Genomic DNA, 15,475 nt, shown 5'->3' on the forward strand with positions numbered 1-15,475 from the left:
AATTGATATTCGTCAGTCCCGCTTGGGAATAAATTCCCAAGCTCATAGCGAAAATCCTCTCAAGAGGATTGGGAGTCGATCTCGGGCATCTCTCGAATGAAATAAAATTGATATTCGTCACTTCCCTCTTCTTTGATCCGTCCGAGATAACCCGTCAGAGGCGATGAGAGTTCGATGAGAATTTCTCTTAATTCATCTTTCGATTTCTTTTTAAGTTCTTCGGGATTATCGGGAGAACCACAAGATCCCTTAATATAGTCGATATTTTCCGGCTTTTCCGGCTTTAAATCATGTTCTTTGCAAATACAGACTAAATGCGATCGCAGTTTAATTTCTTTCTTTATATCACCGATAAATTCTAATACTTTATCATCGGCAGCTTCTCCAAAATTCCCTTTTTCAAGACATTCCTTTAGCTGACATAAATTGATAGAACCTGGATACTTTGCAGCCATTTCCATGAGCTGCTGTAAAGTTTCGGGGCGAATGACGTTCATCTGATTTCCCTCTGCTGTCCGACGTGCAAATGAGTTTAATTTTCCGGCTGCTAAAATAATTTTAACAGCGTTTTCATACCCCTCTTTACCTAAAAAATTATTGCCGTGTTTGATCAGTTGAGCTGGTGTACCGTCAGGCACATTTTCTGTTTTAGTCGCCTTGCATTCACCGACAACAGGATAGGGTTTCTCACAATATAAATCCAGACCACCTGCGCCACCTGTAGCCTCGGGATCGAGACTCATTTTCGGATCGGTGCTGGAATTGGTAAAGCCGAGTTTGATAAAACTTTTACGAACCAACTTTTCAAAGGTGTAACCGTCGCTAGAATTGCCGACATCCGCGATCGTTTGTATCCACTCCAAATCCGGATCGGATCTTAACTGTTGTTGAGCCGAAATCCTCATCAAGATTTGCTGAATCTCAGTTTCTCGATCTGCTGTTTCTGGAGGTGATGAAAGTTCGAGAATATCACCATTAACTTTCTCGATAAACTGGGATAGTTTGGTATCGGCTGCTTCCCCAAAATCTCCATTTTCCAGGCATTCTTTGAGTCGAGATAAATCAATAGAATCTGGATAATTTTCGGCTATTTCTATGAGCTGCTGTAAAGTCTCAGGACGAATGACGTTGATACGGTTTCCCTCTGCTGTTTGATTGGCATCTTTCGTCAATTTTCCGCCTGCAAAAATGATTTTAATAGAGTTATCATACTTTTCTTTAGAGAAAAATTTATAACCCAGTTTGATCAGTTGAGAGGGTGTACCATCCGAAACCTTCTCATTTTTAGTTGCTTTACATTCTCCAATAACAGAATAAGGTTCCTCACAATACAAATCTAGCCCACCTGCGCCACCTGTCGCCTCGGGATCGAGACTCATTTTTGGATCGGTGTTGGAATTGGTAAAGCCGAGTTTGATAAAACTTTTACGAACCAACTTTTCAAAGGCGTGACCGTCGCTAGAATTGCCGACATCCGCGATCGTTTGTATCCACTCCAAATCCGAATCGGATCTGGCTGGCGGACTGGCTGAAATCTCCATCATGCTGGCTGCGATGTCGATTTCTTGATCTACGGGATCTGGAACTGATGCGATCAGGTGACGTTGAACCAATCGTTCAGAGCGATCGCGGAACGAGTCATCATCGAAAACTGGGTTTGCTGTTGTAATGGAAATGGGGGAGAGTAGCGGGATAAATTCATCCTCGGGATCGATCGCCTCAACCTCCAACGGTTCCGGCAACAAATACACCCGAAAATAAGCCAGAAAAATCAATTCCCGTTCGGCGATAATTTCCCGCAAGGTTGCGGGAGTCCAGAGCGTCAAATCGGACAACTTTTCGAGGGATTCTGTCTCGTCGATCAGTTCGCAGCGATCGCACTTTGCCCACGCTTTGACCTGCGGTTTTGCCGGAGTATTTGCAAGGTCTAGAAAATCCGGTTTGTAGTAATGACTCGGCGACGAGGTTGGAATCAGTGGGCGATCGGGACAGAGGGCATATTCCCCCACTTCGATAAATTGTAAAGGCATAGCGACCAGCGATCGCCCCGAAATCAGGGCCTCAACCTCTGGCGCGGGAAGCCGTAACGCCGTATCGATCATCATTGCATTACTCATTCTTTCTCCAGATTACCAGGAACTTGACCCGACGGAGCGCTCAAAATTTCGCGAATTAAATAGTTGTCCACTAACAAACGACTTTGATGGGCAAAATCTACAATCTGTTTGTCAGTCAATTGGTAATCGCCACGACCTTGGTGAACGTGAAATAAAGCCAAAATGGGTTTGACATTTTCCGCCTCGAAGGAAACCCACTCACCGCCTAACTTTGATACAAGTTCGTTGGCATACTCTTGAGCTTTAGCCGCATTCGGACTGATTTCCTTGGAACGAACCAAGCAACCTCGGGTGATATCAAATGTCTTGTAACGGATCAGACGGCTGAGGGCTGCACCGACGGAATTCCCCGATGATTTTTGCAGGACGCAGACTCCTATTTTTACGGTTGTTCCATTTTCAGTTCCGACAACTTTGAAGTTAATATAACCCTTGTTTTTGTATTTTGGTTCGACAGCTTCGATACTCTCAACCTTGACATTTTTTATAATTTTTCCCCTGATCGCTTTAAATCCAAACTGCAACGCCGAAGCAATTTTTGACTGGTCATCCAGCCAACTATCTACCGAGCTTGCCAATGCGATCAACTCTTTTTGGTAAGCCTGCTCGACCGGGGACTTCGGCGCGGATTTTGGAGGCTTTTTACCATCGAATTTATCCTCATCGGACACGGTGGCTTGAAATTTTTCTGCACACCAGCGAAGCATCTGCCGAATCGAATTTCCTTCCGCCACAATTGCGCGGATTTTCTGTTCGTCAAAAGGATAAAGGGGAGTTGGGGGAACCAATTTCCGACTCTTATAAAATTCATCGAGCCACAGTTTGATCAGTTCTACGGCTGCATCGGCATTGATTCCCTGCAACAGAATCGGCTTTTCAGTTCCCGACACCCGATCTGGAACACCTCCCGGCATCGATTTTACTTTTTGCGTCCAAGTATCCGGCATCATCACCGTTACAATTACGACTCCATGACTGGTTTTAGATAAACTCAGCTTATCGACGATCATTTTAATTAATCGAGCCACCACTTGAGGCCTTGCCAAACCGGCTTTACTGCGCTGACTATCGGGCAAGTCCAACTCATCAAAACCGATCAAGATGGATTTATATTCGGCGATCAAACTCAGAATTTTTAACGTATTGTCAAAGATTTGATATTTGGTTTGTCCGACTCCAAAAAATGACGCTGGAAGATCGAGTTTTTGGGTTTTCGAGGGCGCAATTTCTTGACCCGACAACCATTTGACCGCGTGGCGACCCAGAGAATCTGAAAGCGTCCAGAATATCGCCTTGATCAGATCCGGGTCGAATGGTTTGTTTTTGTTAAACTTGTCGGTCATGAGTTCGACCCATTCCTGCGTCTTTCCCTCGGTTTGACCAAGATTTTCAACACTTTTTAGCAACTGCTTTTCGGTGACAGTTTTGGAGTTCGGGTTGGTTGCTTTCCAAACAGTATTCGCCATCAGTGTGGCGAGTTCCTGCCACTGAGTCACCCCGGAAGATCCCGTTTTGTCCAAACTGGTGACAACTGTTTTGTGAAATTCCTGCTCGATCGCACTCAGGGAATATTGTTCCACCCCCGCATAGATAAAGAAGGCCTCTTTTTCGCGATCGCAGTGTTGGCGGAGACGGGCTAAAGTGTGACTTTTCCCCCTTCCCTTGGCGGCAACAATCACCCGAGTTTTGATTTTTTGGTGTGTTGAGGATGGGGAGCGTACCTCCTGGAGGGCTTGCAAAATGGCATCCGAAGCCTGGGCGTTGACGCTGGGAATATCCGGAAATCCGGATTCCCAAACATCCTGCTCTCGGGCGATCGCCAGGGTTTCAAAGGGGTTGGAATTGGCGATCGCAGCATTAATTTTATCGGTAGATGATGCAGTCATAGTCGGAATTTAAGATAAGGACATTGAAGGATTTCTCAAAGCAAAGTCGCGTAATAGAGTAACTCTCCCAAGGATGTCAAGATCGAATCTTCTTTTTTCTCGGGGGTGATATCCGGCATTTCTCCCCCTTGTAAGATCCACAAGCCATCCACTTGCAATTTCAGCATCCACTCAGAAAAGTGCGATCGCGCCACCCGTTCCCCCAATTCTCGCCGGATGCGGTAAATTGGAACCAAATCGTCATAATTGTAATCCCGGTTGAGGCGGTGATAAACCTCCAAAACGACGGGTTTAAAGGCTTCGTAAGTCGCGATCGCCCCTTCACCTGCAGGCTGGGCCCGATCGCCCATCTCGCGAACCCATTTCAGCAGGGCGTTGAAATGTCTGGAACCGATGACAGGTTCGCCGGCATCGTACTCGAAATCCGGGTCTTGCAAACCCGCCGCGAGTCTCTGCAACCCCGTCTCCGTCAGGGAAACCAGCCGCGATCGCTTCTCGGTTTTTGTCGCGATCGTCCCCTCTTGTTCTAACGTTTCGTAAATTTTTTGATAATCGGAAACCTTCTCGGCCTTTTTTTTCACCCGGTTGGTGAGTTCACTTTTCTTTACAAACTCCCCCACGCCTCCCAAATCCCACAGATTCAGCAACAGACGGGTTTGCAGCTTGATATCGGCTGCGGGTGTGGTGTGTTCCATGTGATCGCGTCCCGTTTGGAAGGATACATCTATTGTAGAATGAAAATTGCCCAAATCCAAGGAAAAAATACAATCCGTAACTCGGCTTTCATCCAGTCGCTAAACCCGGAAAAGCCGAACTCAAATAGCCTGTCAAATTCTCTGACAGAGGCAGTTTCGAGGCGATCTGTAACATCAAAAATAGAACTTTTGACGGCGGGTTCTGGGCTGACGAGGTAGCTTGGAGGCTGCAAAGTCCATTTTTTGAAAGGGGATTTGGGGGAATTTTTCGTCCTCAACAAAGGTGGCGATCCCCCCCAGCCCCCCTTAATAAGGGGGGAGAATTGCATTCAAAGTCCCCCTTTTTAAGGGGGATTTAGGGGGATCGTTGCTGACGTTATCAATAAAGCAATGTGACGATCGCGATCATTCCAAAACTCAGGATGATGACTCCGGAGATGCGGTTCACCCAGCGCAGGGCGCGATCGCCGAATTTGTCCCGAAATAACCCGATCGAACCCACCAAAAGCAGCCACCAAAGCGCCGATCCTAAGAATACCCCCAGCACCAAAATACTCGCTCCTAAATAGCTGTTCGCACCCGCCAAACCTAAGCCGGCAAAGATGGCGACGAAGGAAAAAATCGTCATCGGATTGGTGAGGGTGAGGAAAAATGTCGAGGCGTAGGCGCCCGCGACGTGGTTGACATTCGCGGCTTCTCGGGCGGGTTTATCGAAAAATGTTTTTAATCCTAAATAGCATAAAAATAGACCGCCCAAAATTCGCAGTAGGATTTGTTGGTCGATCAATAAATTCGAGATGGCTGTGAGTCCGAATCCCGCGATCGCACCGTACACCGCATCCGCACTGGCGGCACCCAATCCGGTCACTAAACCGACCGTTTTTCCTTGGGTTAGCGATCGGCGAATGCACAAAATGCCGATCGGCCCGACGGGGGCGGCGATGGAAAAACCGATCAGCAAACCTTGGGCTAGAAAGTTGATATTCATCTTTTTTATCCTTTTTTTGACAGGCAGGATGCCTGTGCTACTCGGTTGGGTTGAGGGGGAGTTCGGCGGTTTCTTTGTTGGTCGATAAGACGACGGTCGTGCGGGTTCTTTGAATGCCCGCAAGTCCCTTTATTTCCTCGCTGACGACTCGTTCTAAGTCGCGAGTATTGCGACATCGAATTTTTAATAAATAGTCGTCGTCTCCGGTGACGTGGTGACATTCCACTACCTCGGATAATTCCTGGATTCGCTGTAAAAATTTGGCGCGATATTTGGGTTGTTGGAGGGTGATGGCGACGAATGCGGTCAAGCCGCATCCCACGGCCTCCGGGTCTACGATCGCCGTATAGCCGCGGATGACACCCCGTTCCTCCAGGCGCCGCACCCGATCCGCCGTCGCGGGGGCCGAGAGTTGCAGGACACTCGCCAACTCGGACCAGGTGATCCGGCCCTGGGTGACTAAATACTGAATGACCTTGATATCGATGGCATCCACGGCTCGTAACCTTGTTTTCCTATGTTTTGCTTCAGTATAGCATAATAAAATTAAGTCATTCAACCCAGAGCTTATTAAAATAACGTTATCTTGCCATTCGGATTTGGATTGTAAGGTCAGATTTGTTTTTGACCCCCCTTGGCAAGGTGGGGGCCCTTGTCCGTCGCCTGACTGCCGACGGCTAAAGCGGGGGATACCAGCTTTTCAGGCGGTCCTCGGTGGCATCGCCGAGGGATGCGATCGCGGTGGTTTCGGGTTGCGGCGGTAATGTCTGATATCCGAGAAATTGCAGCGTCCCGGCGTCGATCGCAATTTCGACGGGTTGAAGTCGCAACATCTCGCGAATTTCGGCTTCTATTTTTTGGATTAATTCGGTTTCTATTTTGTCCAAAATTGTCCCCACCCTCATGTAACAATCGTTGTCAACAGAATCGGGGGTATTGTGATATTTGTGGAGGATGCCGAACGGTTGGGCTCGGCGGCGGAAGTCGTCCAAATCGTCGGGAAAAGTTGCATGGCGACGCGGCCACCCCGTCAACACCGCCACGTCACCTTGGACTTGAAACGATCGCTCGAAGGGGTGCAGGTTTCGGCTCAAAAAACCGTAGTCTTGCCCGGGATTGTAGCCGCCAAATTGAATCGGCATCGGCAGGCGATCGCATATTTTTACGAAGGTTATAAATCCCGATAAATCGATATATCGATATTCCTGTCGCCGTTCCAAAAACCAGCGGTTGAGGATTCCCACCGCCGTTGTTCGGCCTTCGCAGCCGAGGATTGTGGCGTGAATTTGGGGGAAGGGTTCGGGTCGAAAGCGGTTCCCCAGGCGATCGCTCAAATGGGTTTGGATGGCTCGAATCAGTTGGGCGAGTTCGGGGGATTTGCGATCGCTATAGAAGGCGACCAGGCTGACATTCGGCGTGGTGGGGATGACAATTTTAGTCATTAGATATCAATCGTAAATAAGTCCAAAATGATATTAAAATTATTGGGTCGATTATTCAAATCAGAAGCCGATCGCGCCCAAGGTTTTCAGCGTCACCTGTTGCGCCGCCGTCAGTCCCGCCGTCCCCCCGATCTTCATCCCCTCGTACAGTCGGGTTGCCCGCAATATTTTCAAACAGTTTCCCGTCCCCACATCCCACAGCCGCACCGTCTGATCCTGGGAACCACTCGCCACCATTTTTCCCTCCGGAGAAAACGCCACCGACGAAACCAAATGTTCGTGTCCCGCGCAGACGTGGCGGCAGGTGCCCGACTCGAAATCCCAAATTCGCACGGTGCGATCGTGGGACGCACTGGCGATCGCCTTTCCGTCGGGACTCCAAGACACCGCAAATACCCAATTTTCGTGTCCTTCCAGCGTCTTCAAACAGCCCCCACTTTCAAGATCCCACACTTTCAAAGTTTTGTCCGTACTGCCGCTGACCAGGCGCTTTCCGTCCGGGTGAAATGCCACCGAATAAACCCGGTTCGTGTGCCCCAATAAAACCTTCAAACATTCCCCGGTTTTCACATCCCAAAGCCGCACGGTTTTCGCGGAACAACAACTGGCGATCCGCCCCCCGTCGGGGCTGAAGGCGACCCCCAAAATTTTCTCCGCGTGTCCCAGCATCGTTTTCAGACATTGCCCGGTTTTGAGATCCCACAATTTGACGGTATTATCGGCGCTGACGGTGACGAGGGTTCGACTGTCGGGATCGAAGGCGACACCGTAGACCCAATCCCCGTGTCCGTGGAGGATTTGGAAGCAGTTTTGATGGTCCACATCCCACAGTCGCACGGTATTATCGGTGCTGCCGCTGGCGAGAATTTGGCCGTCCGGGCTGAAGGCGAGGGCGTAGATAAAATCTCGGTGGCCCTGCAGCGCCCGCAAATACTCCCCCGTGTCGTAATTCCACAGCTTCACCGTCGGGTCATTGCTGCCGCTGGCGAGGTGGTGGCCCCGAGGGCAGAACGCCACGGGCAGCGCCCAGTCCGTGTGGCCGTACCAGGTTTTCAGACAGCGCCCCGTGCGGGTATCCCACAGGCGCACCCGCTGATCTAAACTGACGCAGACGAGGGTGTAACCGTCCGGGCTGAAGGCGACGGAAAAGATCTGGTTGGTGTGTCCGTAGAGGGTTTTGACGCACTCGCCGGTTTGGATGTCCCACAGCCTGACGGTGCTATCGCCGCTGCCGCTGGCCAGAATTCGGCCGTCGGGACTGAAGGAGAGGGAGTAGATGCCGCCGCCGTGTCCGCTGTAGGTGGCGATGCAGTCGCCGGTGCGGACGTCCCAGAGTTTGACGGTGCGATCGCCGCTTCCGGTGGCCAGAATTTTTCCGCCGTCGCCGAAGGCCACGGCCCGCACCCAACCGCCGTGTCCGTCCAAGGTGTTCAGACAGTCCCCGGTGCAGGCGTCCCAGAGTTTGACGGTGCGATCGTCGCCACCGCTGGCGACCCGCTTTCCGTCCGGACTGAAGGCGACAGCCCGAATCCAGCTTTCGTGACCGCCGCAGGTCTGCAAACATTCCCCCGTGAGTCGATTCCACAGCCTCACCGTCCCGTCTCCGCTGCTGCTGGCTACCGTTTGGCTGTCGGGGCCGAAGGCGACGGAAAACACCTCATTTTCGTGGTCGGTGCAGGTTTTCAGACAGATGCCGTCCCGGACGTTCCAAAATTTTACGGTGTGGTCTGCGCCGCCGCTGGCGAGGATTTCCCCGTCGGGGCTGAAGGCCACCGATCGCACCCAGTTGGCGTGACCTTCGCAGATTCCCAGCAGTTTGCCGGTTTTCACCTCCCACAGCCTCACGTTGCAGTCCGTGTCGCAGGTGGCCAGGATTTTCCCGTCGGGACTGAAGGCGGCGGAGAGGATGTTGCCGAGGGTTTCGGTGAACACGCATTTGGAGAGGTCGGAACCGGTGAAATCCACGTTCCGCAGGGGCATCCCCTGGAGGTAGGCCTGCGAGATCGTCAAATTGGAGAAGTCGTAGCCGCCGATGTCGATTTTGCCCTGGCGGAACAGGTTGAGGAGGTTTCCGGCCAGATAGCCCACCGTGCGGGCGGGTTTTTGCCGTTCCCGGTCCAGGATTTCGGTCAAAATGGCGGCGATCGCATCTTCGGACCCGAGTTGTGACTTTAAGCGATCGAGGGTGGGTTGTAAAATCAGGTTAATTTGGGTGTCGCGGATGTAATCTTTGGTCTGGGCTTCGATCAAAGCGTGGGTTTGCAATAGGGCGATATTTTGGGTGAGAATTTCCTCGCAGACGCGATCGATGAAGCGATCGGTGGCGTATTCCATCACCACGGGTTGCTGGGTGAAACAGTTATCGACTTTTTCCAAAAACGATCGCCGCTGCAAAGATGCGATCGCCTGCAACAAATCTTGGGGAGAAACGGCGGCGACAAAATCTTCCCGCAGTTCCGATATGGGGACCGGTTCCCGTTCGATCGCCAGCCAATACACGATCGCCTGTTCCAACTCCGTGAGGCGTTCAAATTGGCTGTCCAATAAATCGCGAATATCGTCAAAAATAAACGCTCCCTGGCGGATCACCTCCAAAAATTCCCCCAAATTGCCCTCGAAAAAATCTCGGATCGCCGAAGCGACGATATTCAACGCCAAGGGATTTCCGGCGTAGCGATCGGTCAACAATTGCCAGTCCGCCTCGGTGCCCGAAAACGACCCTTTCGTTTCAAAAATCGCCTGTCCCGCCTCCGAAGGCAAACCGATCAATGGCAGGCAGCGGACCGGGCGATTTTCCCCCTCCAAGGCCGAAAGTCCGGCGGGTTTTTCCCGGGAAGTCAGGATCAGACAGCTTCGATGTTGGGTTTCCCCGATCGCCCGAAATAGCTGTCCGTAACCTTCATAACCCGCCCGAAAACGCCCCGTGCGATCGCCCCCCTGCAAGATCGATTCCACGTTGTCGAGCACCAGCAGACAGCGGCGGTTGCGGAGAAAATCCAACACCAATCGGATGCGGCCGTCGGGAGATTGGGGGAGACTCACCTGCTGAGAATTGCCGAGAAATTGAATCAAATCCGCCAAAATATCCTCCACCGCCGGGGCGTTGCGGAGGCTGCGCCAAATCATCATGTCAAAATCGGCTTCCGACGCCAAAATCGTCTTGGCGGCGAGGGAGGTTTTGCCGATTCCCCCCATCCCCAACAGCGTCACCAGGCGGACTTTTTCTGCTGCGATCCACCGTTCCAATATTTCCTGTTCTTCCGTCCGCCCGAAAAAGACCGAGACATCGGGCGCTTCCCCCCAATCCCGCATTTTATGGGGCGCGGCGGGGGGCGGCGAGGGCGCTTCCGTCGTTTCTGCGGGAGTCGGTTCCGGTGGGGATTCCTGCTGATTGTAGCGTTCGAGGGTGGCGCGAAATGTCTTCTTCGTCACCTTCTCTTCGAGTCCTTGGGAGAGGAGGTTCCACAGTTCCGAACCGACGATGCGGATGTGGGTTTCGGAACAGTAGCAGTGGGCGGCGATGTCGGCGTATTTCTGACCCGCCCAGGACCCCCGAAAAATCTCCATCTGCACGGTTGTCAGATGTCTGTCGGTTTTGCTGAAAACCAATCGATCCGCGATCGCCAAGGCTGCTTCGACGTTCATGACCGTTCCTTATCCGAGGGAATCATATTTAATCATACGTTTTCAAACATTTTCCCAATCTTGTCAAGAAAAATCTTCCGAAAAATATTAAGAAATGTTAATCCAAGGCTCCGACGTATGACCATCGAGTGTTATCTCGTAACCGAAATCACCCTCGAAACCGGATCGAAGTCAGATCAACGAGCGATCGCTCAGTCAATTCTCAGAATCGACACCCATTTTTTCAGCTTCTTTTCAGGGAGGGGGACGACATCAATTTATTTTCTCAACTCCATACCTTTTCAAACATTTTCATATTGAGTATTTTTGGATTGCCGACTATGTTGGTATCAACTGAAGATTTCCGATTTTGAAACCCCGCTGGAAACGGGGGGACGCAAAAAAATAAAATTTTCAGTTCCGTCCAATAGGATAAGGGAGAATAAAAATGGCAACATTTAACGTCAATACGACCTTCGATATCGTCGCACCCGACGGCTTGACCAGCTTGCGGGAGGCGATCGCCGCCGCCGCGGACACGCCGGAAGCAGACACCATCAATCTCAGCAGTATGGTCGAGATCGACAGTCCATTATTTATCAACATCAATAACGATCTTGAAATCAATGGAAATGGGCAGTTCTCCGGAATTGATGGCAACAGCGTCACTCAATTGTTTGGCATCGGCCATGCAAACGTTCGGTTTGAAAATCTCACCCTGACCGAAGGAGTGGCGCGGGGCGGCAACGGTTCGCGCGGTGGCGGCGGCGGCGGGGGTTTCGGCGGTGCCCTATTCATCAATGGCGGCGAAGTCACCCTCGAAAACGTCGTGCTCCGCAATAACCAAGCGATCGGCGGCAACGGTTCCAACGGACGCGGCGACGGCGGACGGGGCGGCATCGACTCCAGTGACGGCCAGGATGGTTTCGACGGTGGCAACGGTGGGGCATTCAGCCTGCCGAGTTTCGACCAAGTTGCTGTCGGCGGTGACGGTGGCAACGGCGGCAATTTCGATTTCTTCCCCACCAATGGCTTTCCCGGGAATGTAATTGACGTGACTCCACCCGATGAAGAAGGTGTTTTTACCATCACGACCAATATCTTTTTTGGAACGGGGGGCGCCAGCGGCGGCGGTGGCGGCGGTGGCGCCGGTGGTTCTGCCGCCTTTATAGAAGGTCAAGATGGTGCAAATGGCGGTAATGGCGGTAATGGCGGCTTCGGCGGCGGCGGCGGCGGTGGCGGCGGCGGCGGCGGCGGCGGTGCCAATGTCGGCACGGGTAGTGCCGGTTCTCGCGGCGAAGGGGGTTCCGGGGGTGCCTCCGGTGCTTTTGCCGGACGGGGTGAAGGGGGCCAAGACGGTCAAGATGGCAACATCACGTTCTTGGGTGACAGTCCCGGCAACGGTGGAATCGGCGGTGACGGCGGCGGCGGTGCCGGTTTGGGCGGCGCGGTCTTCGTCAACTCGGGTACGCTGACCCTCGGAGAAAATGTCCGGTTTGACAACAACTCCGCGACGGGGGGGACGGGATTTGAAGACGGACAGGGTAAAGGCGGCGCGATCTTTGTTCGAGAAGGTTCCGATCGCCGGGTCGTCGTTTTGGGAGAAGATTTCGCGGCGGCGAACATCCTATTGAACGAGAATACTGCTTCCGATGCCGAAAATATTAACAGCACCACCGACGATCCGAATATTTTCTTCACGGACAACCCCGACACCTTCGGAAATATCGAGTTCCGACCCCCCGCTCCCCAAAATCAAAACAACCCTTTGGGCGATATCGACGTCGGTTTCAACAGCGCCCCCACCTTCGTCGATGAAAATGGGGACGGAGATCTCGACCTGTTCATCGGCGCCAACGACGGGACCATCGCCGTCGCCCACAACCGGGGCACGGCAACCGCTCCGGATTTCGACGCCCCCATCGTGATTCGCGACGTCGGCAACCGCAGCACCCCCACTTTCGTCGATATTGACGGCGACGGCGACAAAGATCTGTTCTCCGGGGATACGTTCGGCCGAATTCACTTCTATCGCAACCGCGGCAGTGTCAGCGGCGCCAGTTTCGAGCCCCCCGTCATCAATCCCTTCGGAATCAGTGGCGGCGGCGGTTTGTCCCATCCCGCCTTCGCGGATATCGACGGCGACGGCGACGCCGATTTATTCGTCGGCACCGCCACCGGGACGACCCTTTTCTTCCGCAATACCGGAACTCCCACAGACCCCAACTTCGTCCGCGGCGACAACAATCCCTTCGGCCTGACGGCCGTTTCCGGTGCGGCGGCGCCCGACTTTTTCGATGCCGAAAATGACGGCGATTTGGACGCTTTTATCGGGACGGAAGACGGGACCAGCACCTATTTCATCAACCTGGGAACTCCGACATCGCCCCTATTTATCAATACGTCCACCAACGCCATCGCCAACGGGGCGTCTCCCGATTCCGCCCCACCCAATCCGATTCAGTTGCCGGACAATTTGCCGGACGTGGGTATCAATGCGACACCCGTTTTGGCGGATATCAACGGCGACGGTTTCCTCGACGCCTTCATCGGCGAAAATAACGGCACGGTCAATTTTGTCAACGGCGTCATCGAAGGTGACGACCATTTGAACTGGGAAGGCGCCGGCGACGAACTCCTCGACGGGGACGGGAGTCCGGACGAGTTGCTGCTTCCCGCCGTTCAACTCGAAGTCGGAATCGACACGCCGCGGTTTGAGGATTTCGCCTTCAATCCCATCGATTTGGACGGCCGTGCCGATGTCAGCACCCTTCCGATTCTGGCGGACACCGATGAAATGACGCTGTTTTGAATCCCCTGGGGCGCAAGATGCAGCGCCCCTACCGGCGAAGATAATTGGGAAGATTGTACGGTATTAAACCGCGTCTTATATAGCAGTAAGCTATCAGCTTTCAGCAGTCAGCTCGTGTCAAATTCCCATCCATCAGGGCTTTGGGAGTTCGGTCATGTCCTGACCGACTCTCGTAGTGCTATATTATCCCCCCGTATCAATTCCTTGATATGGGGGGATTTTTTCGGAAATCGGGCAACTGCGGGCAACCCTATAAGGTTGCCCCTACGGGTGGCTGGGGGGATACCCTACATAACCATACTTTTTCAAACATTTCTACATCTCCTCAAGAAATATATCCCATCAAAGGTCAAGAAATATTGCGATCGCTCGCCCATCCAAAATCGTGGGGTCGAACTTTGTAACCGAAATCACACTGAAAAGCCGATCGCAATCCCGCCGACAACCGATTTCTCAGTTAATTCTCAGGATTCACCCTTCTTTTTTCAGTCTGTTCTCAGCCGCAGAACTATCGGATTGAAAAATTTGGGCAATTTTCCAAACTCCATACATTTCCAAACCTTTTCATATTGAGTCTTTTTATCGCACTGGTTATATTGAGTAGCAAGCGAACAGCCAATCAGTTCGACTTCCTAAATTCAAGGAGACAATCATGCAACTCACCTATCGTGGCTTACCTTACATCGTTCCTTCTGCTTCCACCCAAGTGGCATCTCAATCCACCTATAAATATCGCGGCATCACCTATAAATCTCGGCACGGCGTGGAGGCGATCGCGCCCTCGGATCGGAGCTTTAAATATCGCGGAGTCGCCTATCAAAACCGCGAACAAATGATCGGACAAGAAAAAATCGACAATTTGGAACTTTTTTTGTCTCTCATTTGAGAAATTAATCTCATTTTAAAAAAACACAAAATTCGGGTTGTCAGAAATCCTGAAAACAACCGATGGCAACCCTTTTTTAAAACTTTAGAAAGCAATACAATGGCGACGATTCCTGTGACTATTTCCGTCGAAAACTTAGCCCCCGAAAACGGGACATTTCTCACACCCCTCTGGTTCGGATTTCACGACGGGACTTTCGACACCTACGATCGCGGACGGCCCTCTTCCCCCGGCTTGGAACGGCTGGCGGAAGACGGAACCACCGATGTCATTTCCGAGGAATTCGACCTGGCGGGTTTCGGGACGGTTCAGGGTGCGATCGTCGGCACAGAGGACACTCCTGGACTCATCGACCCCGGCGAAATCGCCACATTTACCGTCGAACTCGACAGCGACGATCCGGGCAGCGCGTTCTTCAATTACGCCTCGATGATCATTCCCAGCAACGACTTCTTTATCGCCAACGGCAACGAACGCGCCCACCCCATTTTTGACGGGGAAGGAAACTTCATCGGTGCCGACTTTATTATCGCCGGAAATAACGTCTTGGATGCCGGCACGGAAGTCAACGACGAAATCCCGGAAAACACCGCCTTTTTCGGCTAGGAAATCCCCGAAACCGGGGCAGTTGAAAATGGGGTCGTCACCCCCGAATATGAGGTGACGCGAAGCTTTGGTTTGATGCGTCAACTTCCCGCCTTTTTGCGATCGACCTACGAACGCTTCAGCATCCAGTGCGTCAATTCTGACAGTTTGGTGTGCGAACTGATGGTTCACGCCATCTACACAGTCGATCGCGATCGCAGAGTCACCTCTTCCTATATCGAAATGGAAGAAAAAAAACCGTGCCTTTTCCGAAACCGCCGAGCGGTTCGGGATGAGGAATATTGGCTGGCTTTGGTTTGAAACGGTTGATATCAAATTTTTTGGGGTGTCTCTATTCGATCGAGAGGTAACGGAATATCCCCCCCAGCCCCCCTTTGTAAGGGGGGAGAATTTCTCAAACTCCCCCTTGGCAAGGGGGA

General features: G+C 52.1%; 12 protein-coding genes. 5 read left to right on the forward strand and 7 right to left on the reverse strand.

Annotated features, from left to right (window positions below; all coding sequences use genetic code 11):
• Window positions 1-59: 59 nt before the first annotated feature.
• Both LKE08_RS19780 and LKE08_RS19785 read right to left on the reverse strand, forming a co-directional pair.
• Window positions 60-2,117, reverse strand: coding sequence for a DUF1802 family protein (locus LKE08_RS19780; RefSeq protein ID WP_324705974.1), 2,058 nt, complete (start codon window positions 2,115-2,117; stop codon window positions 60-62).
• On the reverse strand, window positions 2,114-3,697 hold the full coding sequence (locus LKE08_RS19785) for a hypothetical protein (RefSeq protein ID WP_324705975.1): 1,584 nt from the start codon (window positions 3,695-3,697) through the stop codon (window positions 2,114-2,116). The genes LKE08_RS19780 and LKE08_RS19785 overlap by 4 nt, the downstream gene beginning before the upstream one ends.
• A 160-nt stretch (window positions 3,698-3,857) precedes the next feature.
• Between LKE08_RS19785 and LKE08_RS19790 the strand changes: the two genes are divergently transcribed.
• Entirely contained in the window at window positions 3,858-4,016 is a 159-nt protein-coding gene (locus LKE08_RS19790; protein WP_324705976.1) for a hypothetical protein, read from the forward strand.
• Window positions 4,017-4,038: 22 nt separating this feature from the next.
• Here the strand turns inward: LKE08_RS19790 and LKE08_RS19795 are convergent, their stop codons facing one another.
• The 5 genes from LKE08_RS19795 to LKE08_RS19815 form a co-directional block, all read right to left on the reverse strand.
• A complete protein-coding gene (locus tag LKE08_RS19795; RefSeq protein WP_324705977.1) occupies window positions 4,039-4,698 on the reverse strand; it encodes a hypothetical protein in 660 nt (219 codons plus the stop codon).
• Window positions 4,699-5,077: 379 nt separating this feature from the next.
• Entirely contained in the window at window positions 5,078-5,686 is a 609-nt protein-coding gene (locus LKE08_RS19800) for a LysE family transporter (RefSeq protein WP_324705978.1), read from the reverse strand.
• 37 nt (window positions 5,687-5,723) lie between these two features.
• Window positions 5,724-6,182 (reverse strand): Lrp/AsnC family transcriptional regulator, encoded by a 459-nt coding sequence (locus LKE08_RS19805; RefSeq protein WP_324705979.1) that lies wholly within the window; start codon window positions 6,180-6,182, stop codon window positions 5,724-5,726.
• Between the two features lie 181 nt (window positions 6,183-6,363).
• Entirely contained in the window at window positions 6,364-7,128 is a 765-nt protein-coding gene (locus LKE08_RS19810; protein WP_324705980.1) for a hypothetical protein, read from the reverse strand.
• A 60-nt stretch (window positions 7,129-7,188) separates the two neighbouring features.
• On the reverse strand, window positions 7,189-10,773 hold the full coding sequence (locus tag LKE08_RS19815) for an NB-ARC domain-containing protein (protein ID WP_324705981.1): 3,585 nt from the start codon (window positions 10,771-10,773) through the stop codon (window positions 7,189-7,191).
• A 427-nt stretch (window positions 10,774-11,200) separates the two neighbouring features.
• Here LKE08_RS19815 and LKE08_RS19820 point away from each other — a divergent pair, with 427 nt between their 5' ends.
• From LKE08_RS19820 to LKE08_RS19835, 4 genes are all read left to right on the forward strand, one after another.
• The gene (locus tag LKE08_RS19820; RefSeq protein WP_324705982.1) at window positions 11,201-13,564 is read left to right on the forward strand and encodes a VCBS repeat-containing protein; all 2,364 of its coding nucleotides are present in this window, start codon (window positions 11,201-11,203) and stop codon (window positions 13,562-13,564) included.
• Between the two features lie 652 nt (window positions 13,565-14,216).
• Window positions 14,217-14,450: a DUF4278 domain-containing protein gene (locus LKE08_RS19825; protein ID WP_324705983.1), complete on the forward strand. Its 234-nt coding sequence runs from the start codon at window positions 14,217-14,219 to the stop codon at window positions 14,448-14,450.
• A gap of 99 nt (window positions 14,451-14,549) precedes the next feature.
• Window positions 14,550-15,056, forward strand: coding sequence for a spondin domain-containing protein (locus tag LKE08_RS19830; protein ID WP_324705984.1), 507 nt, complete (start codon window positions 14,550-14,552; stop codon window positions 15,054-15,056).
• A 54-nt stretch (window positions 15,057-15,110) separates the two neighbouring features.
• Window positions 15,111-15,356, forward strand: coding sequence for a hypothetical protein (locus LKE08_RS19835; RefSeq protein ID WP_324705985.1), 246 nt, complete (start codon window positions 15,111-15,113; stop codon window positions 15,354-15,356).
• Window positions 15,357-15,475: the final 119 nt, after the last annotated feature.

Origin of the sequence: Lyngbya sp. CCY1209, from assembly GCF_035615495.1 — a bacterium.
Lineage (GTDB): Bacteria > Cyanobacteriota > Cyanobacteriia > Cyanobacteriales > Microcoleaceae > Limnospira.

Coding starts and splice junctions, on each gene's coding strand:
- LKE08_RS19795 (WP_324705977.1), bottom strand. CDS start 4,698: ATGGAACACACCACACCCGCAGCCGATATCAAGCTGCAAACCCGTCTG.
- LKE08_RS19820 (WP_324705982.1), top strand. CDS start 11,201: ATGGCAACATTTAACGTCAATACGACCTTCGATATCGTCGCACCCGAC.
- LKE08_RS19825 (WP_324705983.1), top strand. CDS start 14,217: ATGCAACTCACCTATCGTGGCTTACCTTACATCGTTCCTTCTGCTTCC.
- LKE08_RS19800 (WP_324705978.1), bottom strand. CDS start 5,686: ATGAATATCAACTTTCTAGCCCAAGGTTTGCTGATCGGTTTTTCCATC.
- LKE08_RS19790 (WP_324705976.1), top strand. CDS start 3,858: ATGGCATCCGAAGCCTGGGCGTTGACGCTGGGAATATCCGGAAATCCG.
- LKE08_RS19830 (WP_324705984.1), top strand. CDS start 14,550: ATGGCGACGATTCCTGTGACTATTTCCGTCGAAAACTTAGCCCCCGAA.
- LKE08_RS19780 (WP_324705974.1), bottom strand. CDS start 2,117: ATGAGTAATGCAATGATGATCGATACGGCGTTACGGCTTCCCGCGCCA.
- LKE08_RS19815 (WP_324705981.1), bottom strand. CDS start 10,773: ATGAACGTCGAAGCAGCCTTGGCGATCGCGGATCGATTGGTTTTCAGC.
- LKE08_RS19810 (WP_324705980.1), bottom strand. CDS start 7,128: ATGACTAAAATTGTCATCCCCACCACGCCGAATGTCAGCCTGGTCGCC.